At 60.9% G+C, this 24988-nt stretch carries 22 protein-coding genes; 13 read left to right on the top strand and 9 right to left on the bottom strand.

Going from position 1 to position 24988, the window contains the following annotated elements; translation table 11 throughout:
- The 3 genes from NFX52_RS04690 to rpsO all read right to left on the bottom strand — a co-directional run bounded on the left by NFX52_RS04690 (position 1) and on the right by rpsO (position 3805).
- A complete protein-coding gene (locus NFX52_RS04690) occupies positions 1–987 on the bottom strand; it encodes an NAD(P)H-quinone oxidoreductase (protein ID WP_082437234.1) in 987 nt (328 codons plus the stop codon).
- A 97-nt stretch (positions 988–1084) separates the two neighbouring features.
- Positions 1085–3331, bottom strand: coding sequence for a polyribonucleotide nucleotidyltransferase (gene pnp / locus NFX52_RS04685; RefSeq protein WP_055393218.1), 2247 nt, complete (start codon positions 3329–3331; stop codon positions 1085–1087).
- Positions 3332–3538: 207 nt separating this feature from the next.
- The gene (gene rpsO, locus NFX52_RS04680; protein ID WP_005793232.1) at positions 3539–3805 is read right to left on the bottom strand and encodes a 30S ribosomal protein S15; all 267 of its coding nucleotides are present in this window, start codon (positions 3803–3805) and stop codon (positions 3539–3541) included.
- A gap of 92 nt (positions 3806–3897) precedes the next feature.
- Here rpsO and NFX52_RS04675 point away from each other — a divergent pair, with 92 nt between their 5' ends.
- The 10 genes from NFX52_RS04675 to NFX52_RS04630 all read left to right on the top strand — a co-directional run bounded on the left by NFX52_RS04675 (position 3898) and on the right by NFX52_RS04630 (position 15749).
- Positions 3898–4302 (top strand): hypothetical protein, encoded by a 405-nt coding sequence (locus NFX52_RS04675; protein ID WP_252635495.1) that lies wholly within the window; start codon positions 3898–3900, stop codon positions 4300–4302.
- Positions 4303–4390: 88 nt separating this feature from the next.
- Positions 4391–4954: a GspH/FimT family pseudopilin gene (locus tag NFX52_RS04670; RefSeq protein WP_082437233.1), complete on the top strand. Its 564-nt coding sequence runs from the start codon at positions 4391–4393 to the stop codon at positions 4952–4954.
- Entirely contained in the window at positions 4945–5553 is a 609-nt protein-coding gene (gene pilV / locus NFX52_RS04665) for a type IV pilus modification protein PilV (protein ID WP_055393214.1), read from the top strand. Before NFX52_RS04670 ends, pilV begins: the two co-directional genes overlap by 10 nt.
- Before the next feature lie 3 nt (positions 5554–5556).
- Entirely contained in the window at positions 5557–6447 is an 891-nt protein-coding gene (locus tag NFX52_RS04660; protein WP_055393212.1) for a PilW family protein, read from the top strand.
- Positions 6448–6465: 18 nt separating this feature from the next.
- Positions 6466–7212: a pilus assembly PilX family protein gene (locus tag NFX52_RS04655; protein ID WP_252635494.1), complete on the top strand. Its 747-nt coding sequence runs from the start codon at positions 6466–6468 to the stop codon at positions 7210–7212.
- Between the two features lie 12 nt (positions 7213–7224).
- Entirely contained in the window at positions 7225–10551 is a 3327-nt protein-coding gene (locus tag NFX52_RS04650) for a pilus assembly protein (protein WP_082437232.1), read from the top strand.
- 29 nt (positions 10552–10580) lie between these two features.
- Positions 10581–11009, top strand: a complete 429-nt coding sequence (locus tag NFX52_RS04645; protein WP_055393206.1) for a type IV pilin protein — start codon at positions 10581–10583, stop codon at positions 11007–11009.
- Between the two features lie 25 nt (positions 11010–11034).
- Complete coding sequence (ribD, locus tag NFX52_RS04640) at positions 11035–12144, top strand: bifunctional diaminohydroxyphosphoribosylaminopyrimidine deaminase/5-amino-6-(5-phosphoribosylamino)uracil reductase RibD (protein ID WP_055393204.1); 1110 nt, start codon at positions 11035–11037, stop codon at positions 12142–12144.
- A gap of 375 nt (positions 12145–12519) precedes the next feature.
- Positions 12520–13722, top strand: coding sequence for an ammonium transporter (locus NFX52_RS04635; RefSeq protein WP_055393202.1), 1203 nt, complete (start codon positions 12520–12522; stop codon positions 13720–13722).
- 107 nt (positions 13723–13829) lie between these two features.
- Complete coding sequence (locus NFX52_RS04630) at positions 13830–15749, top strand: phospholipase D family protein (protein WP_055393200.1); 1920 nt, start codon at positions 13830–13832, stop codon at positions 15747–15749.
- Here NFX52_RS04630 and NFX52_RS04625 read toward each other — a convergent pair.
- The gene (locus NFX52_RS04625; protein WP_055393198.1) at positions 15746–16717 is read right to left on the bottom strand and encodes a tRNA dihydrouridine synthase; all 972 of its coding nucleotides are present in this window, start codon (positions 16715–16717) and stop codon (positions 15746–15748) included. The genes NFX52_RS04630 and NFX52_RS04625 overlap by 4 nt on opposite strands.
- 230 nt (positions 16718–16947) lie before the next feature.
- Between NFX52_RS04625 and NFX52_RS04620 the strand changes: the two genes are divergently transcribed.
- Positions 16948–17514: a hypothetical protein gene (locus tag NFX52_RS04620; RefSeq protein ID WP_252635492.1), complete on the top strand. Its 567-nt coding sequence runs from the start codon at positions 16948–16950 to the stop codon at positions 17512–17514.
- A 118-nt stretch (positions 17515–17632) separates the two neighbouring features.
- On the opposite strand, the gene NFX52_RS04615 is transcribed toward NFX52_RS04620, so the two are convergent.
- From NFX52_RS04615 to NFX52_RS04605, 3 genes are all read right to left on the bottom strand, one after another.
- Entirely contained in the window at positions 17633–18808 is a 1176-nt protein-coding gene (locus NFX52_RS04615; RefSeq protein WP_055393194.1) for a methyltransferase, read from the bottom strand.
- A 185-nt stretch (positions 18809–18993) separates the two neighbouring features.
- Complete coding sequence (locus tag NFX52_RS04610; protein ID WP_055393295.1) at positions 18994–19515, bottom strand: GNAT family N-acetyltransferase; 522 nt, start codon at positions 19513–19515, stop codon at positions 18994–18996.
- A gap of 207 nt (positions 19516–19722) precedes the next feature.
- A complete protein-coding gene (locus NFX52_RS04605) occupies positions 19723–20325 on the bottom strand; it encodes a hypothetical protein (RefSeq protein WP_055393192.1) in 603 nt (200 codons plus the stop codon).
- A gap of 252 nt (positions 20326–20577) precedes the next feature.
- Here NFX52_RS04605 and NFX52_RS04600 point away from each other — a divergent pair, with 252 nt between their 5' ends.
- Positions 20578–21213 (top strand): response regulator, encoded by a 636-nt coding sequence (locus tag NFX52_RS04600; RefSeq protein ID WP_055393190.1) that lies wholly within the window; start codon positions 20578–20580, stop codon positions 21211–21213.
- On the top strand, positions 21200–23074 hold the full coding sequence (locus tag NFX52_RS04595) for an ATP-binding response regulator (RefSeq protein WP_252635491.1): 1875 nt from the start codon (positions 21200–21202) through the stop codon (positions 23072–23074). The genes NFX52_RS04600 and NFX52_RS04595 overlap by 14 nt, the downstream gene beginning before the upstream one ends.
- Here NFX52_RS04595 and NFX52_RS04590 read toward each other — a convergent pair.
- Both NFX52_RS04590 and NFX52_RS04585 read right to left on the bottom strand, forming a co-directional pair.
- Positions 23046–24485 (bottom strand): coniferyl aldehyde dehydrogenase, encoded by a 1440-nt coding sequence (locus tag NFX52_RS04590; RefSeq protein ID WP_055393186.1) that lies wholly within the window; start codon positions 24483–24485, stop codon positions 23046–23048. The genes NFX52_RS04595 and NFX52_RS04590 overlap by 29 nt on opposite strands.
- 129 nt (positions 24486–24614) lie before the next feature.
- Positions 24615–24971 (bottom strand): hypothetical protein, encoded by a 357-nt coding sequence (locus NFX52_RS04585; protein WP_055393184.1) that lies wholly within the window; start codon positions 24969–24971, stop codon positions 24615–24617.
- Positions 24972–24988 lie beyond the last annotated feature (17 nt).

Raw genomic sequence — 24988 nt, 5'->3', positions numbered from 1 at the left:
TTACCACGTCAAAACAATCTTGCCAATGTGCTGATTTGACTCCATCAGCGCGTGGGCCTTAGCAGCCTCCGCCGCCGCAAATGTGCCGTGAATGACGGGCCGCACACGCCCCGCCACCAGCAGAGGCCACACATGCTCGCGCAATGCACGCGCAATCGCCCCCTTGAATGCCACAGAACGCGGACGCAAGGTGGAGCCAGTAATGGTCAGCCGGCGGCGCAGCACCAAACCCGCATTGAAGTCGCTCTTGATGCCACCCTGCACCGCAATGATGACAATGCGGCCGTCCTCAGCCAGGCACTGCACCTCGCGCGCCACGTAGTCACCTGCCACCATGTCCAGTACCACATCCACGCCTTTGCCCTGCGTGATGCGATTGGCTTCTGCCACAAAATCCTGCGTCTTGTAGTTGATGGCCTCGTGGGCCCCCAGCTGCAGGCATGCCGCACACTTCTCGTCGCTACCTGCAGTTGCAATGACCGTTGCGCCAAAGGCCCGCGCCAATTGAACAGCCGTCACACCAATACCACTGGTACCGCCTTGCACCAGCAGGCTTTCACCCGCCTGCAGATGCCCCCGATCGAACACATTGCTCCACACGGTGAAGAACGTCTCGGGCAGTGATGCAGCCTCAACATCGCTAAAGCCATCAGGCACCGGCAGGCACTGCACCACAGGCGCCACGCACCATTGGGCATAACCACCACCCGCCACCAGCGCACAGACGCGGTCACCCACCCGTATACCCGCCTCGGCCATGGCTGCAGCATCCCCCGACTCCACCACTCCCGCGACTTCCAGCCCCGGCAGGTCCGACGTGCCAGACGGAGGGGCATAGTGCCCCATCCGCTGGAGCACATCGGGGCGGTTGATACCGCTGGCAGCCACACGGATCAGCAGCTCACCGGCACCCGCCTGCGGCACGGGGCGCTCACCCAGGCGCAAGACCTCGGGTCCACCAAAGGAAGTGATCTCGACAGCACGCATATTGCGATTCATGGGACGGTCAATTTTTGAGTGATTTTGGCTACTAGCGCTTTATTTAAAAGCACAAGCAGCTACAAAATCAATAGCAAAAATCCGATCAGCCGACGATCTGCCCGGAACCGCCGTCCGAAGGCAAGGACTGTTGCTGTTGCTGCTGATCCGCTGGCTGACGGCCCCCGTCACGACCATGGTCACGGCGTGGTTCGCGGTCGCCGCGCTCTGCAGGAGCAGGACGGTCGCTGCCGCCGGCAGGACGATCGGCCAGCACCTTCATCGACAGCTTGACGCGGCCCTTCTCGTCGGTTTCCATGACCTTGACCTTCACGATCTGGCCTTCGGTCAGATAGTCACCCACGCGCTCAACGCGCTCGTGGGCAATCTGGCTGATGTGCAGCAGGCCGTCCTTGCCTGGCAGCAAATTAATCAGTGCGCCGAAGTCCAGGATCTTGGTCACAGGGCCTTCGTAGATCTTGCCAATTTCGACTTCGGCCGTGATCTGCTCAATCCGCTTCTTGGCCTCATCGGCCTTGGCTGCGTCAGTGGCGGCGATGGTGATGGTGCCGTCTTCCTCGATGTTGATCTGGCAGCCGGTTTCTTCGGTCAGCGCACGGATCACCGCGCCGCCCTTGCCGATCACGTCACGGATCTTCTCGGGGTTGATCTTCATCGTGTAAAGCTTGGGCGCAAAGTTCGACACCTCGGTCTTGGCTTCACCCATGGCCTCTTGCATCTTGCCCAGGATGTGCATGCGCGCTTCCTTAGCCTGGGCCAGGGCGACCTGCATGATCTCCTTGGTGATGCCCTGGATCTTGATGTCCATCTGCAGCGCGGTAATACCAGCCGTGGTACCCGCCACCTTGAAGTCCATGTCACCCAGATGATCTTCATCACCCAGAATGTCGGTCAACACGGCAAAACGGTTGGCATCCTTGATCAGGCCCATGGCGATACCCGCCACATGCGCCTTCATCGGAACGCCCGCGTCCATCAGCGACAGGCAGCCACCGCAGACCGATGCCATCGACGACGAGCCGTTGGATTCGGTGATTTCGGACACCACGCGCATGGTGTAGGGGAATTCTTCCTTCGTCGGCAACACGGCAATCAGAGCGCGCTTGGCCAGACGGCCGTGGCCGATTTCGCGGCGCTTGGTCGAACCCATGCGACCCACTTCACCGGTGGCAAAGGGAGGCATGTTGTAGTGCATCATGAAGCGGTCTTCATACTCGCCAGCCAGCGCATCAATGCGCTGGGCGTCGCGCTCGGTGCCCAGCGTGGTCACCACCAGCGCCTGGGTTTCGCCACGCGTGAAGAGCGACGAGCCATGGGCACGGGGCAGTACGCTGCCACGGATTTCGATAGGGCGCACGGTGCGCGTGTCGCGGCCATCGATCCGGGGCTCGCCGGCTAGGATCTGGCTGCGCACGATGCCAGCTTCGATATCGAACAGCATGCCTTCAACCTTGACAGCGTCGAACTCGACACCCTCAGCCTTCAAGGCTGCCATCACGGCCGCATAAGCTTCGCGGCAAGCCTGCGTGCGGGCTTGCTTGTTGCGGATCTGATAGGCAGCGCGCAGCTTGTCGTCGGCCAGGGCCACCACTTTGGCGATCAGGGTTTCGTCCTTGGCAGGGGCTTCCCACTGCCATACGGGCTTGCCAGCATCGCGCACCAGTTCGTGGATGGCGTTGATGGCCACATTGCCTTGCTCGTGGCCAAACACCACAGCGCCGAGCATGATTTCTTCGGACAGTTGTTGCGCTTCGGATTCCACCATCAGCACGGCGGCCTCGGTACCTGCCACCACCAGATCCATCTGCGAGTTTTTGCGCGCAGTCTGACCAGGGTTGAGCACGTATTCGCCGTTGATGTAGCCCACGCGTGCGGCGCCGATAGGACCGTTGAACGGGATGCCAGAGATGGCCAGGGCTGCACTGGTGGCGATGAGGGCTGCGATGTCAGCATCCACTTCGGGGTTCAACGACACCGTGTGGATGACCACATGCACTTCGTTGAAGAAACCTTCGGGGAACAGCGGGCGGATCGGACGGTCGATCAGACGGCTGGTCAGGGTTTCGTGCTCGCTGGGCTTGGCTTCGCGCTTGAAGAAGCTGCCAGGGATCTTGCCTGCAGCGTAGGTCTTCTCGATGTAGTCCACCGTCAGGGGGAAGAAGTCCTGTCCTGGCTTGGCACCCTTGGATGCCACCACGGTGGCCAGCACCACGGTGTCATCAATGTTCACCAGCACAGCGCCGGACGCTTGGCGGGCGATCTCACCCGTTTCCATGATGACGGTCTTGTCACCCCATTGGAAGGTCTTGGTGACTTTGTTGAAAATGCTCATGTTCAGCTCCTGTTTTAATAGCTGGTAGCGCGCTACCAGATTGGCTTGGAGAGCAATTCAGAACACGATGCCATTCCAGGGAACCTGCACACCAACCCATGGCGGCAACTTCATTGGAATGACACAGCTTCGCTCTGTTTTGCGACTCCGAAGTAAAAAACGCCTGAGCTAGCGGACTAACCCAGGCGTTTTCGCATGCGATTGCAATTACTTGCGCAGACCCAGCTTGGCGATCAGCGCGGTGTAACGGTCAGCGTCCTTGGCCTTCAGGTAGTCCAGCAGCTTGCGACGACGGCTCACCATGCGCAGCAGGCCACGGCGACCATGGTGGTCCTTGGCATGCGTCTTGAAGTGAGGGGTCAGTTCGTTGATGCGGGCGGTCAGCAGGGCCACCTGCACTTCTGGGCTACCAGTGTCATTGGCAGCACGGGCGTTCGCCTTGACGACTTCGGCCTTGATGGAGGATGCGATCATTATTTTTCCTTGATAAGGCCCGCAAAGGAAGCTGGGCCGTGGTTTTTACTTGCGCCAGCGGCTGGAACGGCTGCAGGCGTGCGTCTTGCACCATGCAAAACCAGCTGAGTATAACCCAGCCGCATTTTCACCTTGCCAAGCACAACCCGATCCGGAAACACTACACACATTCATTTTCGACCGAAAACCGCATGATGCAATCTCAGCGCACTCCCCACCACACCACTCCTCACACCCTGCATCAGAGCCTGCTTGCCTTGCTGGCTGCAGGTATCGCGCTAACACTACTCACAGGCGTCGGCGTCGCGCAGGCCAAAGGCTCCACAGACGATAAAACCCATGTAGCCAAAACCTCTCCCGGGAAAAAAAGCGTGAGCAAGGTCACCTACCAACGCAGCACCTCTGAAGAGACAGCGGCCGAACGCGACCGTCGTATGTTCCGGGAGTGCCGAGGCCTGCACAACGCCGGGGCCTGCAGGGGATACACACGCAAGTGACAGGCTGAAGCCAACCTCTCGTCGGCGTGTAGGTGCCACCCGTCACCTAACCTGACTACCACGCACCTTATCTTCGTAGGATGACGATATGCAAGTACTGCCCCCCTCTCTTCCACCGCAAATGCAGACACGCTCTCGGCCAAGTCGTGGATTCACCGTGATCGAGTTGATGATTGTTGTAGCCATTGTGGCCGTGCTGGCAGCTTTGGCTGGACCAAGCTTTAGAGACTTGATGGACGGCTTCAGGGTCAGGGCTGCGACCGAGGAGATAACAAACAGTATTTATTTAGCCCGCTCAGAAGCAATCAAGCGGGGAGGACTTGTCTCCGTGAGAAAGAATTGCGCCACCGGGACCGTCCAACAATGGGAATGTGGATGGATTGTTTTTACGGATGCAAATAATGATGGGATTCTGAACGGAACAGATGCAGTCCTGCAGACGTTTCCAAACTTGCCCAATGTCAACGTTAACCACCTTTTCAATGGTGCATTTTACAAAGTGGATCGCTGGGGACAGATCAACGGACTTGGGGCTGCCAGTTTCAGCGTCACACCCCAGCCGCTGGGCGTAGCGTCGAGGCATGCAACAGCTCTGTGCATTTCTTCAGGTGGCCGCATTAAAGCAACGAAAGGAGCAACCACATGTCCGTGAAAAATAATCGACAACGCGGTGTTAGCCTGATTGAATCGCTTGTTGCTATTGTCGTTACAGCGCTAGGCATTTTGGGAATTTTGGGGGTACAACTTCGCACACTCGCGGACACACAGACAGGGGTACGGCGTGCGCAAGCCATTCGACTGATTGAAGACCTGAGCGAGCACACCAAGGTGAACCCCAATGCCCCAGGAAATATCAACAGCTATTTAATGAACTGGGGCGCAACACCTACAGCACCTGTTGATTGCAAAACTACACCCTGCAACTCTCAACAGCTGGCCCTCTATGACGTCTCACGCTGGCGTCAGGCCGTTACCAACGCACTTCCCAATTCGGACGTCAATGTCTTTATTGTTCCAGATGAGACCGTCGCAAACAACAATCGACAATTGGGGGTTATGGTTAGCTGGCGAGAAAATGAGAAAGATACGGGAACAGGCGCTGTTTTCAAAATTACAAACACAGAAACAGGCAGTGTTTCCTGCCCCGCAAACAGCATCTGCCATCTTCAGTACATTCAACTGACAGCCCGTTGCGCGCCCTACACAATGGGAGGCCCGACCTTGCCGCAGACTTTTTGCCCTGGAGTCTGAACAATGAAAAAAAACTATCTCCCAAGATCTGAAAATCTATCCACTCAACATGGCGCCACACTGGTGGAGTTATTGGTTGGAATTACCATTGGCCTTATGACGATTGCCGTTGCTGCCAGTGCACTGATGATTTCGCGCGGGGTATCTGGCACTGTGAGTGATGCCAGCCAAATTCAACAACAAGCCTCTTATATCTTTCGCATTATTGGACAGCAACTGCGGCAAGCAGGTTCGATGCGCCTGGATCTGGCTGCCAATAAGGGACCTACCGATCCCATTGACCCTGCAGATGTTGTTGCTTTCACTCCAGATATATCACTTCACTCGCTGACAGCATCTACACCGCCAATCTCTGGAAAAGACTCACCAACAGCGTCTGAATACAAACTCTCTGTCGCATATCAGAATTATGCCGAACCGAGCTTCACCTCCGCATCCAACGTTTCTTTTTTCCGCGACTGCCTCTCCAACGCACCGAATTTGCCGGTAGCCCCTCTTGAACAGAACATCCTCCAGAGCCAGTTCATTCTACAAGGTGAGGAATTTCGCTGTGCCGGAACAGGCATTGGATCACAAGCGCTGGCCCGCAATATCGCAGACTTCCAAGTCAACTACCTTCGGCAAACGGATAGCACTACAGGCGCTCCGAAAATTCAAACTGTCAATGCAACCACGATTGGAACTGCCTGGAATACTGTTTATGGAGCAGATGTATGCATCGTACTTTATGGCGATGAACCCATCGATATGCCCGCCGGCAGCTCCTACACTGGCTGTGATGGCACTGCCGTCAATATGAGCAGTACCGGCACACTTCCGGCCAATCGAAAAAATCGCCTTCACATTACCTTTCGCACCACATACCAGTTGCGAAGCCAAGGGCTGACGGGCTGATTACGGACAATGACCATCATGCAAAGCATGTCAAAAAAAACCCCTCAATTACAACGTGGCATTTCTCTATTCGTAGTAATAGTTATTGTCATGCTCTCAGCTTTATTGGCAATGTGGGGTTCCAGAACCTCTCTGTTCAATGAAATGATTGTTGGCAACGACGCCGACTACCAGAGAGCTTTTGAAGCAGCGCAAGCGCTCGTCCAGGATGCAGAATTCGACATCCGTGGTGAGCGACCAGATGGGACCGCCTGCGTCCCGGCCGCAGGTAAACCCGAGGTATGCAGAGTTCCTGACGCGGTAGTAAATAAAGTATGGATACCCACTGAAGACAAGGAAATTGGGAACATTTTGAGCGAACTGGATGGTGCAACTACAAAATGCATCAAGGGAATATGCCTGAAACGTACAGGCAATCAGGATTTCTGGAATGACAAGACCACATTGACTGCACTAATGGTGGATGGTGTTGGGGCGCGCTATGGCCAATTTACTGGCGCCGAGGCAGGCAGCAAAAGCAACCCAATCCTGAAATTAAATCAGCCAGGAGATGATGCCACCAAAGGCGGCTGGTACTGGATTGAAATTCTTCCCTACGATAACAATGCAGGGAATACAGGCCTTATCACCAATGGCTCCAACAGCCTTGCACTAAACCTCCTTCCAAGCGTCGCATATCGCATCACTGCCGTAGCTCGTGGGCTTAAACCGAGTACGCAGGTTGTGCTGCAGTCAACTTTTGTTCGTCAGAAAATGAAAAACTGACAGGAGAATTTTATGAAAAAATCGCCATTATTCAAAAAAACGGCCATCGGCGCTCTGATTGCTGCAGTCTGCACCCCTCAAGTAACGCTAGCTGACCCCCTGGATTTTTCAACACTTCCCCCGGGTTTGGTATCCATACCCCCGACACCGAATGTCATTCTGTCTGTAGATGATTCCGGGAGTATGAGCGAACAAGTAGGAGGCGGGGATACCAAGACCAAGATGTTCCGCTTGAAAGAGGCTCTCGCAGTCGTATTCAATGACAAACTGCTGTTGCCCGATGGGAAGATTCGCTTGGCATGGCAGGTGATGCACAACAATGGTGGATCCACTGGGGCAGGCAATCTGACTGCAGGTGCTGTCAACTCCATGAAAGTTCTTGACGACACCCATCGGACCAATTTTTTGAGTTTCGCGGGTAGCCTTTCAGCAAATAGCGGAACACCATCTCACCGGATGATGAAACAAGCCTACACCTATATGAAAGTGGGTAAGAGCTTGAATAGTCCTTGGGCCTATACACCTGGGACAAAGGAAGAACCTTACTTGGGTTGCCGCCGCTCATACCACATTTTCATGACCGATGGCGGCTGGAACGGCTATGCCGCCAGCGAACTGCCTGGAGAGGCAGACAATGTGAATTACACACTCCCAGACGGGCAAATTTACGATACAGCATCTGATCAAACCAACGTCTATCGGGGTGCGCAAGGTAATTTATTAGCAGATTGGGCCATGAGAATGTGGCGTGAAGATTTGCAGACAGGCATTGACGACTTGATCAAGCCCAGTACAACTGATGGAGTTCCCTCTACAGAAACCTTTGGTTCAACCACATTACAACGGTACTGGAATCCGAAGCACAATCCAGCCAAATGGCAGCACCTCGTAAACTACACCATAGGGTACGGCACCGATGCTTATTCGTGGCCAAGCGCACCCAAATGGTCGATGGCAGATGATGACAACTACGGTGCGGGCGGAGATTACTCAAAGCTCGTCGCAGGCACAACGACCTGGGTACCCACAGTACTCCAAAATCTTAATTCCAACAATCCTGCCGAACTTTGGCATATTGCAATTAATAGTCGCGGAAAATTCTACCCTACCGGCCCTGGCCGTAAATATGACTTAAAAGAAGCATTCAAAAAGATTCTTGAAAATATTAATCTTGAAAATACGGCCGATGTAGCCAGTATGGCAGGTAGTTCCAGCACCAACATCCGAACTGATCTTCAGCGATTTACTGCAGGCTATGACCCAAAGAAGTGGTCAGGGTATGTAAGAGCCGATAAAATTGACACGTCAGGCAATACATCGCCTGATCCAGGATGGGGAGTTGTGAGCGGCAGCACCCATAAAACTACCGCCAACAAGCTGGATCTTCGGGACATTTCAACCCGGGTGATTTTGACCACAAATGACGATACCAACCAAGGCGTATCTTTTGAATGGGAAACTGGGACGACAAAATTGAGTGCAACTCAGAAGACACTTCTTGACGGTGGTAGTCTTGGGGAAAAGCGTACCAATTTCATAAGGGGTGAAAGGACCTATGAAGAAGGTACTGCCAGTAAACCATTTCGCGTACGCGACTCACGGCAGGGAGATATTGGAAACTCCAGTATCTGGTACGTCGATAAGCCTGCTAGCAATTACTCGTTCAAAGGTTATAAATCCTTCGTTTCTACGCACAAAAACCGACTGCCGATGGTCTATGTAGGCGGCAATGACGGCATGCTGCACGGTTTTTCTGGAGTCGATGGGGAAGAGCAGATTGCATACATTCCCAAAGCAGTCGTTCCTGAACTCGCTAAGTTAAGCGAACCCGGTTACGTTCATCGCTACTACGTAGATGGCTCTCCGTTCACAGGTGATGCAAACCTGGCAGATAGTGCATCGCCACCAGATTGGCGAACCCTTCTGGTTGGCACCTTGGGAGCAGGAGGCAAGGGGTATTTCGTGCTTGATGTTACCCAGCCTGGTGGGAAGTCAGGTACTCCCGCAACGACCTTCGCCACTGTCAATGCCAAAGACTTGGTTGTAATGGACAAAACCTTGCACCCCAGCGCGCCATTGACGGCAGGCAGCGACGATGAGGACATTGGTCATATTTTCCATCCTCCCGTCATGGATGACAACAATCCATTCAAAGCCAGCCAAGTCGCAATGATGAACGACAATCGGTGGGCTGTAATTATGGGCAATGGTTATAACAGTAAAAATGAGCGGCCCGTTCTACTGATTCAATATTTGGATGGCCTCAAAGAATTGGTGAAAATTGTTGCTACAGGGAACCAAAAAATCAGCTCCCCAATTAATGCTACTCTCGACACCAATGTCATTGCCAACGGCCTTTCGGCACCCAAACCAGTGGATATCAACAGCGATGGTAAAGTGGATATCGTTTACGCTGGTGATCTGAAAGGCAATCTCTGGAAGTTTGACCTGACCAGCCCCAATGCCAGCGTCTGGTCGGTCGCAGCATGGGGAAGCACCGATGCCACACCTTGTGCCTGGAAAACCTCTATTTGTAAACCTTTGTTTACTGCAGAGTACTCTGGAAAGCGGCAGCCCATCACTGCACCTCCCACCGTCAAGGCGAATGACCGTGGTGCGGGCGGCATGATGGTGGCCTTTGGTACCGGAGCTAATCTCACTGACAATGATCGGAGCAGTACGGATGTGCAGTCTGTCTATTCCATTCTTGACAACACACACTACAAAATCAATTCTGGCAAGCTTGTCATCAATACAGATATATCCGACGATGGTGTGATTCCTACTGCTGTCAGTGGAACCAGCGATCTGGTCAAGCAAGACATGGTGGATACCACAGGTATTGCAGGTCAAGGAGTGAGTTCTGCTCGGCGCTTCTGGCAAATGACCCAGAATAATGTCAACTACGATGCTACCAAAGGCCCCGTGAAGAAAGGCTGGTACTTCAATTTCCAAGTAACCAGCGAGCGTGTGCTGCGTCCGATAAGTTTCTTCGATGCAAGCAACAATTTGATGGTGTTTTCAGTTACTCCCGCGTACGGTGGCAACGGTTCCACTGACGAAACCTGTGAACCGGCAGGCACGCCAGAGAAAGCCTACCTTACCTTGCTCAATATCATGGATGGCAAGAAACCAGGCGTACAAGTTATGGACCGCAATGGCGATGGCTTCTACAACACCACAGACGATGGCGTGTCACGGATGACACTGCCACCCGGAGCTGTCAGCAATGTAGCCGGCAAAAAAACCATTACGCTCTCTGGAGGAGACAACAAGCCCGACAAGCTTGCACGCATGCCTGAGCAACCTGCACGCCCCAGCTGGCGCCAGCTGCAATAATCGGTGCGTCAACCAGAGAGCAAAATCATATGCACAAAAAGCACCAGGGCTTCACGCTGATCGAGGTGATGATTGTGGTGGCCATCATTGGCATACTCACCGCAATCGCCATACCTTCGTACAGCGAGTACATCCGACGCGGGCACCGTGCTGACGCGCGCGCTGGATTGCTACAGGCGCAGCAATGGTTGGAGAGAGCCTCCACTGCCACCGGTAGTTACCCAACCGCGCTGCCAAGCACGCTGACTTGGGCTGGGGATGCCACCAAGCGATACACCATAGCCATTGGGGGCCCTGCTACGACCTCATCGTTCACGTTAACGGCGACGCCTCGGGCAGGCACGCCCCAGGTAGGTGACAAATGCGGCAACTACACATTGACCCACACAGGGATACGAGGTGCCAACGGGAAAATCCAAAGTGATGCTGGCTTTGATGCCACCTGCTGGAACAAATAGCCACTAAGCTACCATCTTGGGCGCCATGATTCACAAAGCGCCCCCTCACATCCACCAAGCGCTTGGGCTCGCCACCCAGGCGCTTTTTGTTTCCAACCCCAACCCGCGTGTTGGCTGCGTGCTTGTCTCTCCAAGCGGCGAAGTGATAGGCCAAGGGTTCACGCAGCGTGCGGGTGGGCCGCACGCTGAAGTGGTGGCCTTGCGCGACGCCAGCGGCAAGGGGTTCGATACGTCGGGCGCCACAGCCTATGTCACGCTGGAGCCCTGTTCCCACCACGGGCGAACCGGCCCCTGCTGCGATGCACTCATCCAAGCGGGTGTTGCCAAAGTGGTGGCCTCGTTGGCGGACCCAAACCCTTTGGTGGGGGGGCGCGGGTTTGACCGGCTGCGTGCGGCAGGGGTTGAGGTCGTGGTCGGCCCGGGGGCTGAAGAATCCCGAGAACTCAACATCGGTTTTTTCAGCCGCATGATCCGGGGTACACCCTGGGTGCGGCTGAAAGTTGCAAGCTCGCTGGATGGCACCACCGCCCTGAACAATGGCGCCAGCCAGTGGATCACGTCCCGCGCTGCCCGGGCGGATGGGCATGCGTGGAGGGCCAGGGCGTGTGCTGTATTGACGGGCATTGGCACTGTGCTGGATGACAACCCCCGGCTTGACGTCCGCGAAGTGCCTACGCCACGCCAGCCCCATGTGGTGGTGGTGGACAGCCAGTTGCAGTTGCCGACCGACACCAATCTGCTGATGAACGGGCGCGATTGTTATGTCTACACGGCCTCCGAAAACGAAACCAAGAAGGCAGCCTTGCAAGCCTGTGGGGCCACGGTGATCCACCTGCCCAATGCGAACGGCAAGGTCGATCTTTCGGCAATGCTTCAGGACCTGGGCCAACGGGGCATCAACGAGCTGCATGTAGAGGCCGGGCACAAGCTCAATGGCTCTCTGGTCCGAGAAGGCCTGGTCGATGAGCTGTTGTTGTACCTGGCACCACGGCTTTTGGGTGCAGGACGGGGGATTGCAGACTTTGGCCCGCTGACGGCCTTGGCCGATGGGCTGGCGCTGGAATTCAAGTCCGTAGAGACCTTGGGCGCGGACTTGCGTGTTGTGGCACGCGTGCAGGGGCGCGACAGTTTCTAACACCTCCACCCTGCCCGCACGCACAGGCTTCGCAGTGCGGATGGTGAAAGACAAACGGGTGAGGCAACGGCTGAACAGCAGCAGCAGGTGGACTCTCACGGCGTAGCCCAGTGGGAATGCCTGCAAGACAATGCTCTGCACCATCGCGCGATAGGCCCTCATCTGCGCAGCACGAAGATATGCCAGATAGCTACCGTCACCCAGCTCACCCACCTGTCCCGGCAAATCCCATTGCCCCCTACCCCTCCACATCACACCAAAACAGTGCAAAACAACGCACCATCCTTTGGCGCGATTTTTGCTTCAACTTGGTGCAAATCTGGTAGCCAGGCTCAAAACGCACCAGAACAGATCAACCAATCGCGCGAGGACGTTATGGAAGCACTCAAACAGGGCACTGATGCCCTGTTCATTCTTCTGGGGGCCATCATGGTGCTGGCCATGCATGCAGGGTTTGCCTTTCTGGAACTGGGCACGGTTCGCAAAAAGAACCAGGTGAATGCGCTGGTCAAGATCCTGGTGGACTTTTCGGTGTCCACCGTGGTGTATTTTGTGGTGGGCTACAGCGTGGCCTATGGCACGCATTTCTTTGTGAGCGCGGAATCGCTGGCGCAGCAAAACGGCTACGCACTGGTCAAGTTCTTCTTCCTGCTCACTTTTGCGGCTGCCATTCCGGCGATTGTGTCGGGCGGGATCGCGGAGCGGGCCAAGTTCTGGCCCCAGCTGATGGCCACGGCGGTCATTGTGGGGTTTGTGTATCCGTTCTTTGAAGGCATTGCCTGGAACCAGCACTTTGGGGTGCAGGCCTGGATCAAGGGACTAACGGGCGAAGAGTTCCACGACTTTGCGGGCTCCATCGTCGTGCATGCCATGGGCGGGTGGATCGCCCTGCCGGCCGTGATCCTGCTGGGCTCGCGCGCCAACCGCTACCGCAAGGACGGGGCCATCTCTGCACATCCGCCTTCCAACATCCCGTTTTTGGCGCTGGGCGCCTGGGTGCTGGTGGTGGGATGGTTCGGCTTCAATGTGATGAGCGCACAGACCGTGGACAAGCTCTCCGGCCTGGTAGCGGTGAACTCGCTGATGGCCATGGTGGGCGGCACGTTGGCGGCGTTGGTGCTGGGCAAGAACGACCCGGGCTTCGTGCACAACGGCCCGCTGGCCGGGCTGGTGGCTGTGTGCGCGGGGTCGGACCTGATGCACCCGCTGGGAGCGCTGGTGGTGGGTGCCGTGGCAGGAGCAATCTTTGTGGTGATGTTCACGCTCACCCAGAACCGCTGGAAGATCGATGACGTGCTCGGCGTGTGGCCGTTGCATGGCCTGTGCGGCACATGGGGCGGGCTGGCAGCAGGCATTTTCGGCAGCAAGGCGCTGGGTGGGCTCGGTGGTGTGAGCTTCTCGGCCCAGTTGATCGGCAGCACCCTGGGCGTGGCCTGGGCGCTGGTGGGTGGCCTGGTGGTGTATGGCATTCTCAAGAGCACGGTGGGCCTGCGGCTCACGCAGGAAGAGGAATTTGACGGGGCTGACCTGTCGATCCACAAGATCAGCGCCACGCCAGACCGCGAAGTGAGCTGGTAAACCCGGTAAGACGCTGAGGAGGCAGCTGCCAGCCTGGGCAGCCACTGTGGCGGAGTTGGCGCCGCGTCTGACAAGCGCGGCCACCGCCACACGGTCACAATCGCGCCATGCTTTTATCGACACCTGCCATTCCAGCGTTTCTGGGCAACACGGCCCGCTACGGCTGGCTGGCGCTTTTGGCCGTCATCGTCGCAGGCGCAACCAGCGGCTGCGCCGGCCTGCCCAAGGACGTGGAGCGGCCAGTGTCGAGCGCCCTGACCTCCCCCGCAGGGACGCCCCTGGGCCAACTCGTCGAGGATCGCCGGGCATCGGCAGGCGGCCGCCACCCCTCGGGGTTCCTGCTGCTCAGTGGGCCACAGGCAGCCTACAGCAGCCGCCTGGCGCTGGTAGATGCCGCGCAGAAAACGCTGGACCTGCAGTACTACGCCATCCATGCCGACGCCAGCACCGAGCGCCTGCTGCTCAGCGTGGTGGCCGCAGCCCGGCGCGGCGTGCGTGTGCGGGTGCTGCTGGACGATTTTCACAGCGTGGGCCGCGATGCGCAGGTGATGCGCCTGGCCTTTGTACCCAACATCGAGATGCGCATGTTCAACCCGCTCACCGGGGCACGGGGCTCGCCGCTGGGGCGCATGTTCAGCGCGTTGAGCGACTTTTCGCGGGTGCAGCAGCGCATGCACAACAAGCTCTTCATCGCCGACAACGCCATGGGCGTCACCGGGGGCCGCAACCTGGGGGACGCCTATTTCGGCAATGCCGACTCCGGCAATTTTGTGGACCTGGACGTGCTGGCAGCAGGGCCTGTGGTGCAGGATCTCTCCCGCAGTTTCGACAGCTATTGGAACAACGAGCGCGCCTACCCCGTGCAATCGCTGGTCACGCGGGAGGAACTGGACATTCTGCGCGAGCGCATGCGCAACTCGGATGCCGTGCAGCGCGAGCGTATCGCAGGCCAGGGTGGCGCCCTGGCACCGGACAGTCAGCCCGTGCAAGACGGCCGGCGCACCACCGCCGCCCAGCGTGCGCGCATCTGGGACTACCAGCCCATGGACCTGGCGCAAGCGCAGTTCACCTGGGCCCCTGCGGCGGTGCTGGTGGACAAGCCTGCCAAGATTCCGCCCGATGGCACCTCCCTGGCCGCGCTGCCTGAAAAGCCCCCGGCCCGGGCCACCCCCCTCGCCGTCGTGTCGCGGGGCGCTGCGCGTGCGCCAGCCAAGGCCCCCACCGAAGCCCTGACCGTGGCGGCCGGTGCCGCTGCCACCCCCGAATCGTCAGCGTCCAATCCCGCCAACGGCATCCCATCGGCCACTGCAGCAGTGTCTACCCCCGACCCTGCAACTCTTGATGCCCAGACCGATACCGTGGTGGATGGACTGCTGCACCTCATGGGACAGGCGCGGCGCGATCTGCTCATCATTTCGCCCTACTTCGTGCCAGGGCCCGACATGAAGCAGGCCTTTGCAGCCGCACGCGCGCGGGGCGTTCGGGTGCGGGTGCTCACCAACTCGCTGGCCTCCAACGATGCACCCATTGCCCACGCAGGCTATGCGCGCCACCGGCCCGATCTGCTGGCCATGGGCGTCGAGCTGTACGAAATGCGCAGCGAGCTCACGGGCGTGCTGCGCGGAGCACTGGGCTCCACGGGCAGCACGGGGGGGCGTGATGGGACCAGCGGTGCGGCCAGCTCTGTCGGCAGCTCACGCGCTATGCTGCACTCCAAGATTCTGATCATGGACGGCCGCCTGCTGGTGGTGGGTTCGATGAACCTGGACATCCGCTCGCAGCGCCAGAACACGGAGATCGCGCTGCTGATCCGCAGCAGCGACCTGTCACGCCGCGCCACCACGCAGATCGAAACCGCGTTGCGCGAAGCCGCCTGGCATGTGCAGTTGCGCGACGGTGGCAAGCTGGTGTGGCACGCCCCCGAGGGCAGCGGCCTGCCAGATGCCACCACCGAACCCGATGCCAGCGCACCACTGCGGCTGATGCTGCAACTGCTGGGCCCGCTAGCGCCGGATCACCTGCTTTAGTCTGCGTTGAAAGCACCGCCGGGCAGCGCCGCCACCCATGCGGTGATCGCCCGCTGGTCCGTCATCGTGCGCACGTGCTGGTAGGCCACCTCGGCCTCCGGGAAGCGTCTGCGCAGGAGGTTGAGCCATTGTTTGAGCCGCCCCGCCCGCTGGCGTGGCTCCAAGTCGTCACACACCAATTGCCAGAAGGCCGCCAGGTGCGGCAGCAGGTCGGCCCAGGCCACCGTGTCCGCGCCGGGCTGCCCCGCATCCGACGCGCGGATGGCCCGGGCCAGGCCGGGGTCTGCCACCATGCCGCGCCCGAGCATCAGCGCATCGCAGCCCGACACTTCGCGGCAGCGCTGCGCGTCAGCCACGGTCCAGATCTCGCCATTGGCCACCACGGGGATGCCGACCGCCGCGCGGATGGTGGGGATGTGCTCCCAATACGCTGGGGGCCGGTAGCCGTCGGCCTTGGTGCGGGCATGCACCACCAGCTCAGCAGCGCCGCCCGCCTGCATGGCCTGCGCACATTCGCGCATCAGCCCGGTGTCGTTGAAACCCAGGCGCATCTTGGCGGACACGGGCAGGTGCAGAGGCACGGCGCGGCGCACAGCGGCCACCACGGTGGCGATGCGTTCGGGCTCCTGCAGCAGCGCCGCGCCCCCGCCGTGGCGGTTGACAACCTTGGCCGGGCAACCAAAGTTCAGGTCGATCCCCTCAGGCCCCAGGGCTGCCAGGCGTGCGGCGTTCTCAGCCATGCAGACGGGATCAGAGCCCAGCAGCTGCGCACGCACCGGTACACCGGCCAGCGTGCGGCTGCCGTTGTGCAACTCCGGCACGTAGCGCAGAAACACCTTGTCCGGCAGCAGCGTGCCAGTGATGCGGATGAACTCCGAGACGCAGCGGTCCACCCCGCCCACGCGGGTCAGCACATCACGCAGCACAAAATCCAGGAGCCCCTCCATGGGGGCAAGCAGCAAGGTCATCGCGAGAAAGGTCGCCGGGCCCAGCACCCCAGCACAGGGCGCGGCCCGCACACAGCCAAAAAATGAATCAAACAGGGCCCTAGCGCTTTACGGATAAGCGCAAGCAGCTATTAAATAAATAGCAAATACCGCTTTCGCAGCCATGCTACGACCAGGGGCAGCCCGCCATTGTGCGGCAGCGAGGTCATCACAGCGTCATGGCGGCTTGCTGCAATCACCGCCATTCACCCGTGAATGGAGACCCCCATGCTGCTACAAAAAACCGAAAAGCCCGCCTGGAACTCTTGCCCGGCGTACGCACCCTGAGCCTGCGGGAGCGTTCTCTGCTGCTCCTGGTGGATGGCAAGCCGCTGTCCGACCTGCAGGCCATGTACAACGGCATCGGCGCGCAGATTGTCGACAACCTCATGCGCCAGGGCTACCTGGCCGGCCCGGCCGATCTACCGCCGCCCTCCGCCGCGCAAACCGCTGCACACAACAAGCCATCCATCCAGCGCCCGGAGCCCGGCGATGCCCTGCGCTCCCTGGCCGGTGCACGCATGTACCTGTTCGACACCTGCGAGCGTCTGTTTGTGCGCCGCGACCCCGTGCTGGCGCAGCAGTTTCGCGAGGCGCTGCGCGCCGCCAAGGACCGCGCGAGCATGCTGGACGTGGGCGAAGCCATGTTTGAAGAAGTAGCGATGACCGCGGGGGCCGAACGTGCTGCCAGCCTGCGCGAAAGGTTCGAGCAGTTGCTGCCTTCTGCGCCTTCGGCCTCCGAGCCGTTTGATTCGACCCAACCCTCAGCACTGGCTTGAGGGGTAGGTTTTTTGAAACGTGTCTTGCGCAAAACAGGGTTCAGGCAAGCGGTTCACCCCATGCCGAGGCGGCTGTTGCATCCCGACTTGCGTAGGTCCTGTGAAAATGATGCCGTGATCAGGCCGCAGCCAGCCGCCACAACGAAGTGACCTCCGCCGCGCGGGCAGCGTGCAGGGCGTCACCCGCATCGGCCGCCTTGGCATGGTGCGGCTTCACATCGTGCCGGCCACGCACCACCAGCCCCGCATCGGCAATCCATTCGAGCAGTTGCGCGCGTGGGCGCAGGCCCAGGTGTTCGGCCAAGTCCGACAGGATCAGCCAGCCCTCGCCGCCAGGCTCCAGATGGTCGGACAAACCCGCCAGAAAGCCTTTGAGCATGCGGCTGCCTTCGTCGTACACCGCGTGCTCAATGGGCGAACTGGCCCGTGCGGGCACCCACGGGGGGTTGCACACCACCAGGGGCGCGCGGCCGGGCGGAAACAGGTCGGCCTGCAGCAGCTCAACCTGTAGCATGACACCGAGGCGCTGCAGGTTCTCCCGCGCGCAGGCCAGGGCGCGCGGGTCCTGGTCGGTGGCCACCACGCGCTGCACCCCACGGCGTGCCAGCACGGCAGACAGCACCCCCGTGCCCACACCAATGTCAAAGGCCAATGTCTTGCTAGGCAGAGCCATGTCGGCCACCAGGCCCACGTATTCGCCGCGCACGGGCGAGAACACGCCGTAGTGCGGGTGGATGCGGTTGAGCGGTGGAGCGCCAAGCGCTGGCACTTCTACACCCTTTTTGCGCCATTCGTGCGCGCCCACCAGGCCCAGCAACTCACGCAGCGTGGCCACCGAGCGCTCGCCCGTGGCCGGGCCCCAGGCCTCGGTGCAGGCCTGGCGCCAATCGGGCGCACGGCGCAGGTCAATGCTGTAGTCGCCTTCGAGCGGGATGAGCACCGACGCCAGCACCCGCGCGCGCTGCGCCTGCGCCTGGCGGTGCAGATGAAAGGCTTCGGCGGGGGTGGCGGCAGCAGCTTTTTCGGCGGCCTTGGCGGCGGACTTGCGGGGTTTGGCCGATTTGCCCGCCTTGCCGGACTTGGCATCGGCCCGGCGCATCAGCGCCTGCAGCAGCATGCGGGCGTTCTGGAAGTCGCCCTGCCACAGCAGACCCGTGCCTTCACAGGCCATGCGGTAGGCCGTGTCGGCGGCCAAGGTATCGTCGGCGGTGACAACCCGGCGAGGGGCCGGGGCACCACTCTCGGAGCGCCACTGGGCTTGTTGAATCTGGCCCTGGCGGCTCCATTCGATCATAGGAAGAAGTGTGGGCATCAGATTGCTATTGCTTCGGGCGTTAACAGCAGCCCGTGAAACTGGCGCGGCCCCTGCCTAGGCCGCCGCGCAAGGGCCGCCCCGCCGCGCTGGCGGCGTCCCCCTCCCCGCGCAAAGCGCGAGAGAAGGGGGAAGCGACGAAGTCGCTCAGGGGGTTGTTGTTCATCCTACGCGTTGATGGGGCGCTTCAGGCGCACTTCTTCGATCTTGACGCCCCCCACCACAGCCGTCTTGGCGGTGGAGAGTTCGCGCTTGAAGCCCGCCAGTTCGTGAAACCGGATGGCGCGCTCGTTGCGCAGCGGCACCCACGCCGTAACGTTGGTGCAACCTTCTTCCTGCAGGCCGTCGCGGGCAGCATCCCACAGAGCCAGACCCACGCCTTGGTTCCAGTGGGTAGGTGCGGCGTAGATGGCCCAGATTTCACCAGTGGTGGGGCGGGATTTTTCATCGCGCGAGCGGTCGTAGCCGACAAAACCGACGATCTTCTCGCCGTCCACGGCCACCTGGACCTGGGGCTCGCAATATTCAATGGCCTCGCGCCAGTAAGCCTGGCGCTTTTCGACCGACATGGATTTCAACTGCTCGTCTGGCACCAGCCCTTTGTAGACCTCTTGGGCTGAGACGGTATGGATCTGGGCAATGGCTTTGGCATCGCGAAGCGTGGCGGGACGAACCTGGATACTGGACATGAAAAAACCGAACGAAAACAGGGAAAGAAAAAACGAAAGGACCGGCATTGTCGCCGCAAACGGTTTTTCCCCCTGTCCGGGCCCCTCGCAAACCCTCTGTGGGGCCCTCTCAAATGCCTGTGTACGTAGCATTGCGGCGCCGGTAAAGCGGCTGCCGCTGCGGGCTGCGCCGCAAGCAACACCCAGCAGCGGGCGCCAAGCAGGATCTCAGGCCAGCGCCATGGAGCCCGAGAGCGAAGTCCCCGCCGCACCGGCTGCCGCCGCTGCACGCTGCACCAGCGCGCGCTTGTTGCGGGGGCGCGGTACATGCACGGCCGGGGGAGCACCGTTGATGGCCGAGAGCCCCAGCACCAACGTGACGGTGCGCGAACACCCTTCCTCGCGCTCGTCGCTCGCGTAGGCGCGGTAGCTGCCGTTGCCTTGCCCGTGGCGGCGCTGCACCGTGTGGAAAGCCACACGCACGCCGCTGACGCGGTGGCCCCCAAAAGGCAGCACGCGCAGCCGCGCATCGCAGTCCAGCGCCAGCCCCAGATTGCCATCGCGGTTGATGAGATCGGTGCGGATGGCACGCCATGTCTGCCCCTCGTCCATTGAAAACTGCCAGGTGCCTGCCTGGGCGTCCAGGTGCTCGATCACCACGCCAGCCGACGCCTGCGTGCCAGGGCAGTTTTCTTCCACGATCTGGGCCAGCGTGTTGCCCCCCAGCCCCGTGCTGCCCTGCGGCGAAGCGATGGCCGCCGGTCGTCGTTCGCCGTGATGGCGGGACACATCGGAAGCGGCTGAACCTGGGTGAAGTGCATTGGCAGTCATGGGAAACCCTTTGAAAAACGAAGGTTGCGCATTGATGGATGGTTGGTACGCACCCCCTCAGGTGCTTTTCAATGCTTGACGGAAAGTCTAGAAAGTGCACAACGGAGCGTCCATCGCACAAATGGACTAGTCCGCAACAGTGTGTTGTGCGCAATACTTGCTCATGACTTACGCAAAACAGAGCTCAGGCAAACGGTTCATCCCAAGGCAAGGCGGGTGTTGCATCCCGGTTTGCGCCGGGGCTGTTGCTGTATGACTGCCCGCCTTTTGCTGGTGGACGACCACAACCTGTTCCGCACCGGGCTGCGCCTGATCGTGCAGGACCACCCCCGCGTGGGCACGATTGCCGAGGCGGGCTCGATTGCCGAAGCCTGCGCACTGCAACTGGCCGATGCCGACCTGGTGCTGCTGGACATCCAGCTGCCCGGCATGAGCGGCCTGGATGGGCTGCGCCTGTTGCGCCAGGCCTGCCCCCGGGCGCGCATCGTGCTCGTTTCGGCCAGCGTGGCGCCCGATGCGATCCATGAAGCGCGCGCCCGTGGCGCCGATGGTTTCCTGCCCAAATCCGCCAGCGCCGAAGACATCCTGGAGGCCATTTCGTGCGCCTTGTCGGGGCAGCCGTGTTTTCCGATCAACAGCGGCAACAGCGCCACCACGCGCGGGCCGGACACGCCGTCGCTGACCGCTCGCCAGCTCGACGTGCTGTCGCTGCTGTGCACTGGCAAGCCCAACAAGGTCATCGCACGCGACCTGGGCCTGAGCGAAAACACCGTGCGTGTGCACGTGGCGGCCATCTTTGCGCAGCTGGGCGTCAACAGTCGCAGCGCCGCCTTGCTGGCGGCCCAGCGCCTAGGCCTGTCCACCCCCCAGCTCCATGACTCCCTCTGAGGCCCTGCCGGTGCAGCCGGATGCCGCCCAGCCCCCCACCCGCTGGGGATGGCCGGCGTGGGAGCGCGATGAGGTGCTGCGCGAGCAAGTGGCCCTGCTGCGGCACAACTTTCCGATGACGCTGCTCGCGTCGCTGGCCACCGCGCTGGGCACGCTATGGGTCATGGCGCGGGTGGCCGAGCCACAGGCCATCACGGTGTGGCTGGTGTCGCACGCACTCGTGGTGGCCGGGGTGTACCTCACGCTGCGCAGCATTGCGCCTTTCACCGACCCGGCACAGCAGGCGGCGCGCAAGCTGATCGCCTGCATGTCCGCCATGGGACTGAGCTGGGGCAGCCTGGGGTATGTGGTGCTCTACTGGGGCACCCCCGAAAGTGTCATCTACGCCATCGGCATCATCAGCACGGTGTCGTCGGGCGCACTGGGGCTGGGGGCCCCGCTGTACCGCGCCTATGTCACTTACCTCACCTGTGCCATCGGCGGCGTGATGATGGCGGTGGCGCTGGCTGGCGGGCCTGTGATGTGGCCCGCGCTGTTTCTCACCGGTGTCTACTATGCGCTCACGGGCATGCAGGCGCGCACCGCCGACCGGGCCACACGGCGCAGCATTGCGCTCAAGCTGGAAAACGACCGGCTGGTGAACCAGTTGCGCGCCGAATCGCAACGCGCCCTCGCGGCCCAGGAGGCCGCCGAGAAGGCCGACCGCGACAAATCCCGTTTCCTGGCCGCTGCCAGCCACGACCTGCGCCAGCCCTTGCACGCGATGGGCCTGTTCCTCGAATCGCTGCAGCGCAGCCCGCTCAACGACCACCAACTCACCGTGCTGGGGCATGCCCATGCCGCCTCGGGCGCGGCGGCCGAGATGCTGACCACCCTGCTCGACTATTCGCGGCTGGAAGCCGGTGTGGTGAAGGTGCGGCCCGATGCCTTTGCCGTGCAGCCGCTGCTGACGGCGCTGGAGCAGGAGTTCGGCGTACAGGCCGACACGGCGGGGCTGGTGTACCGCACGCGGGAGACTTCGGCAGCGGCCTTTGCCGACCGCTCGCTGGTCGGGCTGGTCATGCACAACTTCATCTCCAACGCGCTGCGCTACACCGCCAAAGGCGGTGTGCTGATTGCTTGCCGCACGCGCGGCAAGCGCCTGGCGCTGGAGGTCTGGGACACGGGGCCGGGCATCCCCCGGAGCCAGTGGGACAACATCTTCAAGGAATTCCACCAGCTCGGAAACCCCGAGCGCGACCGCCGCAAAGGTCTGGGGCTGGGGCTGGCCATCGTGCAGCGACTTGCGCGCGAGATGAACACCTCGGTCGAGGTGCTGTCGCAGCCGGGGCGGGGTTCGGTGTTCCGGCTGTGGCTTGACCGCTGGCAGGGTGCGCTGGAGGACGACACCGCGCCTGCGCCCGATACCGTCAGCCTCGTGGGCCTGAAGGTGCTGGCCATTGACGACGATGAGGCCGTGCGCCTCGGCATGCAATCGTTGCTGCACAGCTGGGGCTGCCAGTGCATCACCGCAGAGTCGAGCGCCGATGCGCTCGAATGCCTGGAAGACATCACACCCGACATCATCATCACGGACTTCCGCCTGCGCCACGAAGAGACCGGCAAGCAGGTGCTGCAAGCCCTGCGCGCCTACCTGGGCACCAGCGTGCCCGCCATCATCATGACGGGCGACACATCCCCCCAGCGCCTGCGCGATGCGCAGTCCACCTCGGCCCTGCTCCCGCACAAGCCGGTGTCCACCGGCCAGCTGCGCGATGCCATGGTGCAGCTGATCACCCAGCCGCAGCCCGTGCCACCGGACAGCATGCCGCAGGACGACGACGAGGGGACGGCTACAACCAGCGCCGCAGCATCCCCATGACCTGGTCAAACCGGGCGCCATAGGGAGGGTAGAACAGCGAGCCCATGGACCAGCGCGACTGCACCAGCACCGACTTCTGGTGGCAAAAACGCAGGAAGCCTTGCTCGCCGTGGTAGGCGCCCCAGCCGCTGTCGCCCACACCACCAAAGGGCAGGTTGTCGTGCGCAATGTGCATCAGCGTGTCGTTCACCGTCACGCCGCCGCTCACGGTGCGGCGCAGCACATCGTCGCGCACGGCCTCGCTCTGGCCAAACCAGTACAACGCCAGCGGGCGCGGCCCGGCATTGATGTGGGCGATGGCATCGTCCAGCCGTTCGTAAGAGATCACGGGCAGGATGGGGCCAAAAATCTCTTCCTGCATGAGCTGCATCTGCGACGTAGCGCCAAACACCAGCGTGGGCAGCATCTGGCGGCTGGCGCCGTCGCCCAGGGTACCCACCGTGTTCACAACGGGCTTGCCAGCAGCGGGGTCAATGGTCTGCACTTCGGCCCCCTGCGTCTGTGCCTGCTGCAGCATGGTGCGCAGGCGGGCGTGGTGGCGCGGCGTGATGATGGACGCGTAGTCAGCGTTGCCCTCGATGGTGGGGAACAGCCGCGCTACCGCGGCCCGGTAGGCCTGCGCAAACTCGCCCTCGCGGCCGCGCGGCAGCAGCACATAGTCGGGAGCAATGCAGGTTTGCCCCGCATTGAGCAGCTTGCCGTGCGCAATCTTGAGCGCCGCATCCGCCATGTCGCAGTGGCCGTCGATGATGCAGGGCGACTTGCCACCCAGCTCCAGCGTGGTGGGTGTCAGGTTCTGCGCCGCCGCTTGGGCCACCTTGCGGCCCACGGCGGTCGAGCCGGTAAACACCAGATGATCGAACGGCAGGGAGGCAAACAGGGCCGACAGGTTGGCATCGCCCTGCACCACACAGAACTCGTCGGGTGAAAAAAACTGGGCCACCAGCAACGCCAGCTGGGCCGAGGTGTGGGGTGTCAGCTCGCTGGGCTTGAGCATCACGCGGTTGCCCGCCGCCAGCGCCGTGATGGCGGGCGCCAGGGCCAGCTGCACTGGGTAGTTCCACGGGGCAATCACGCCCACAACGCCCAGCGGCTGGCGCTGGATGTGCGCACTGGCGGGCTGCAGGAAGATGGGCGTGCGAACCTTGCGGGGCTTCATCCACTTCGCCAGGTGGCTCAGCGTGTGCGACAGCAGGGTGCGCAGCACAAAGAAGTCGGCCACCTCGGTCAGGCGCGGAGAACGCATGCCAAAGTCGGTCTGCACGGCCGCTGCCAGCACCGGGCCATGCTCATTGAGCATCTTGGAGATGCGCAGCAGCCGCTCGCGGCGCACCAGCAGCGGCACATCCACATGCGCGCGGCTGGCCTGGCGTTGAAGATCGAAATGGGCGTGGATATCGGCGGGTGTCATGGTTGGATCATAGAAGACACCCCGACGGGCGCGTCACGAAAAAAGCAGAGGCGACACCGGTGCAGGCTCCCTGCGGCTCCGCGCTGGATGGGGCATGGTGCGGGGCAGTGCCCGGTCAGAAGCGCCCCTTCAGCGCACTTCGCGCGCCTCGACGTCCGTGACCTCAGCGGCGCCAGGCAGGATGCCACCCCGGCGCGATGCTGCGGTCTCTTCGCTGGCGTCAGGCGCCGCTGGCGCGGCGCCACGGCGGCCCGAGGACCAGCGCTCGGTAGAGCGAAACACCGTGCTGAAGCCCGTGCGCGGGTCCATGCGCATGACCCACGGGGTCACGGGGCGGCCTGTCAGGCGAGCCCAGCCCGCGCGCAATGCCCAGACCAGCGCGAGCACCATCACCGCCACCAGCAGGCTGGCAAACAGCACCAAGCCCATGGCGACGACCACTACCCGCAGCAAAAGGCGCACAACGCCCGCAACAAAATCATTCAAACGTCACCTCTCCTTCA

Origin of the sequence: Acidovorax facilis (genome assembly GCF_023913775.1) — a bacterium.
GTDB lineage: Bacteria > Pseudomonadota > Gammaproteobacteria > Burkholderiales > Burkholderiaceae_C > Acidovorax > Acidovorax facilis.
The sequence above is the reverse complement of the archived record's forward strand: the minus strand, read 5'-3'. Positions and strand labels throughout refer to the sequence as shown.

What these genes read in the sequence shown, in the direction of transcription:
- NFX52_RS04690 (WP_082437234.1), bottom strand. Translation starts at nt 987, where the DNA reads ATGCGTGCTGTCGAGATCACTTCCTTTGGTGGACCCGAGGTCTTGCGC.
- pnp (WP_055393218.1), bottom strand. Translation starts at nt 3,331, where the DNA reads ATGAGCATTTTCAACAAAGTCACCAAGACCTTCCAATGGGGTGACAAG.
- rpsO (WP_005793232.1), bottom strand. Translation starts at nt 3,805, where the DNA reads ATGATCGCATCCTCCATCAAGGCCGAAGTCGTCAAGGCGAACGCCCGT.
- NFX52_RS04675 (WP_252635495.1), top strand. Translation starts at nt 3,898, where the DNA reads ATGCAAAACCAGCTGAGTATAACCCAGCCGCATTTTCACCTTGCCAAG.
- NFX52_RS04670 (WP_082437233.1), top strand. Translation starts at nt 4,391, where the DNA reads ATGCAAGTACTGCCCCCCTCTCTTCCACCGCAAATGCAGACACGCTCT.
- pilV (WP_055393214.1), top strand. Translation starts at nt 4,945, where the DNA reads ATGTCCGTGAAAAATAATCGACAACGCGGTGTTAGCCTGATTGAATCG.
- NFX52_RS04660 (WP_055393212.1), top strand. Translation starts at nt 5,557, where the DNA reads ATGAAAAAAAACTATCTCCCAAGATCTGAAAATCTATCCACTCAACAT.
- NFX52_RS04655 (WP_252635494.1), top strand. Translation starts at nt 6,466, where the DNA reads ATGCAAAGCATGTCAAAAAAAACCCCTCAATTACAACGTGGCATTTCT.
- NFX52_RS04650 (WP_082437232.1), top strand. Translation starts at nt 7,225, where the DNA reads ATGAAAAAATCGCCATTATTCAAAAAAACGGCCATCGGCGCTCTGATT.
- NFX52_RS04645 (WP_055393206.1), top strand. Translation starts at nt 10,581, where the DNA reads ATGCACAAAAAGCACCAGGGCTTCACGCTGATCGAGGTGATGATTGTG.
- ribD (WP_055393204.1), top strand. Translation starts at nt 11,035, where the DNA reads ATGATTCACAAAGCGCCCCCTCACATCCACCAAGCGCTTGGGCTCGCC.
- NFX52_RS04635 (WP_055393202.1), top strand. Translation starts at nt 12,520, where the DNA reads ATGGAAGCACTCAAACAGGGCACTGATGCCCTGTTCATTCTTCTGGGG.
- NFX52_RS04630 (WP_055393200.1), top strand. Translation starts at nt 13,830, where the DNA reads ATGCTTTTATCGACACCTGCCATTCCAGCGTTTCTGGGCAACACGGCC.
- NFX52_RS04625 (WP_055393198.1), bottom strand. Translation starts at nt 16,717, where the DNA reads ATGACCTTGCTGCTTGCCCCCATGGAGGGGCTCCTGGATTTTGTGCTG.
- NFX52_RS04615 (WP_055393194.1), bottom strand. Translation starts at nt 18,808, where the DNA reads ATGATCGAATGGAGCCGCCAGGGCCAGATTCAACAAGCCCAGTGGCGC.
- NFX52_RS04610 (WP_055393295.1), bottom strand. Translation starts at nt 19,515, where the DNA reads ATGTCCAGTATCCAGGTTCGTCCCGCCACGCTTCGCGATGCCAAAGCC.
- NFX52_RS04605 (WP_055393192.1), bottom strand. Translation starts at nt 20,325, where the DNA reads ATGACTGCCAATGCACTTCACCCAGGTTCAGCCGCTTCCGATGTGTCC.
- NFX52_RS04600 (WP_055393190.1), top strand. Translation starts at nt 20,578, where the DNA reads ATGACTGCCCGCCTTTTGCTGGTGGACGACCACAACCTGTTCCGCACC.
- NFX52_RS04595 (WP_252635491.1), top strand. Translation starts at nt 21,200, where the DNA reads ATGACTCCCTCTGAGGCCCTGCCGGTGCAGCCGGATGCCGCCCAGCCC.
- NFX52_RS04590 (WP_055393186.1), bottom strand. Translation starts at nt 24,485, where the DNA reads ATGACACCCGCCGATATCCACGCCCATTTCGATCTTCAACGCCAGGCC.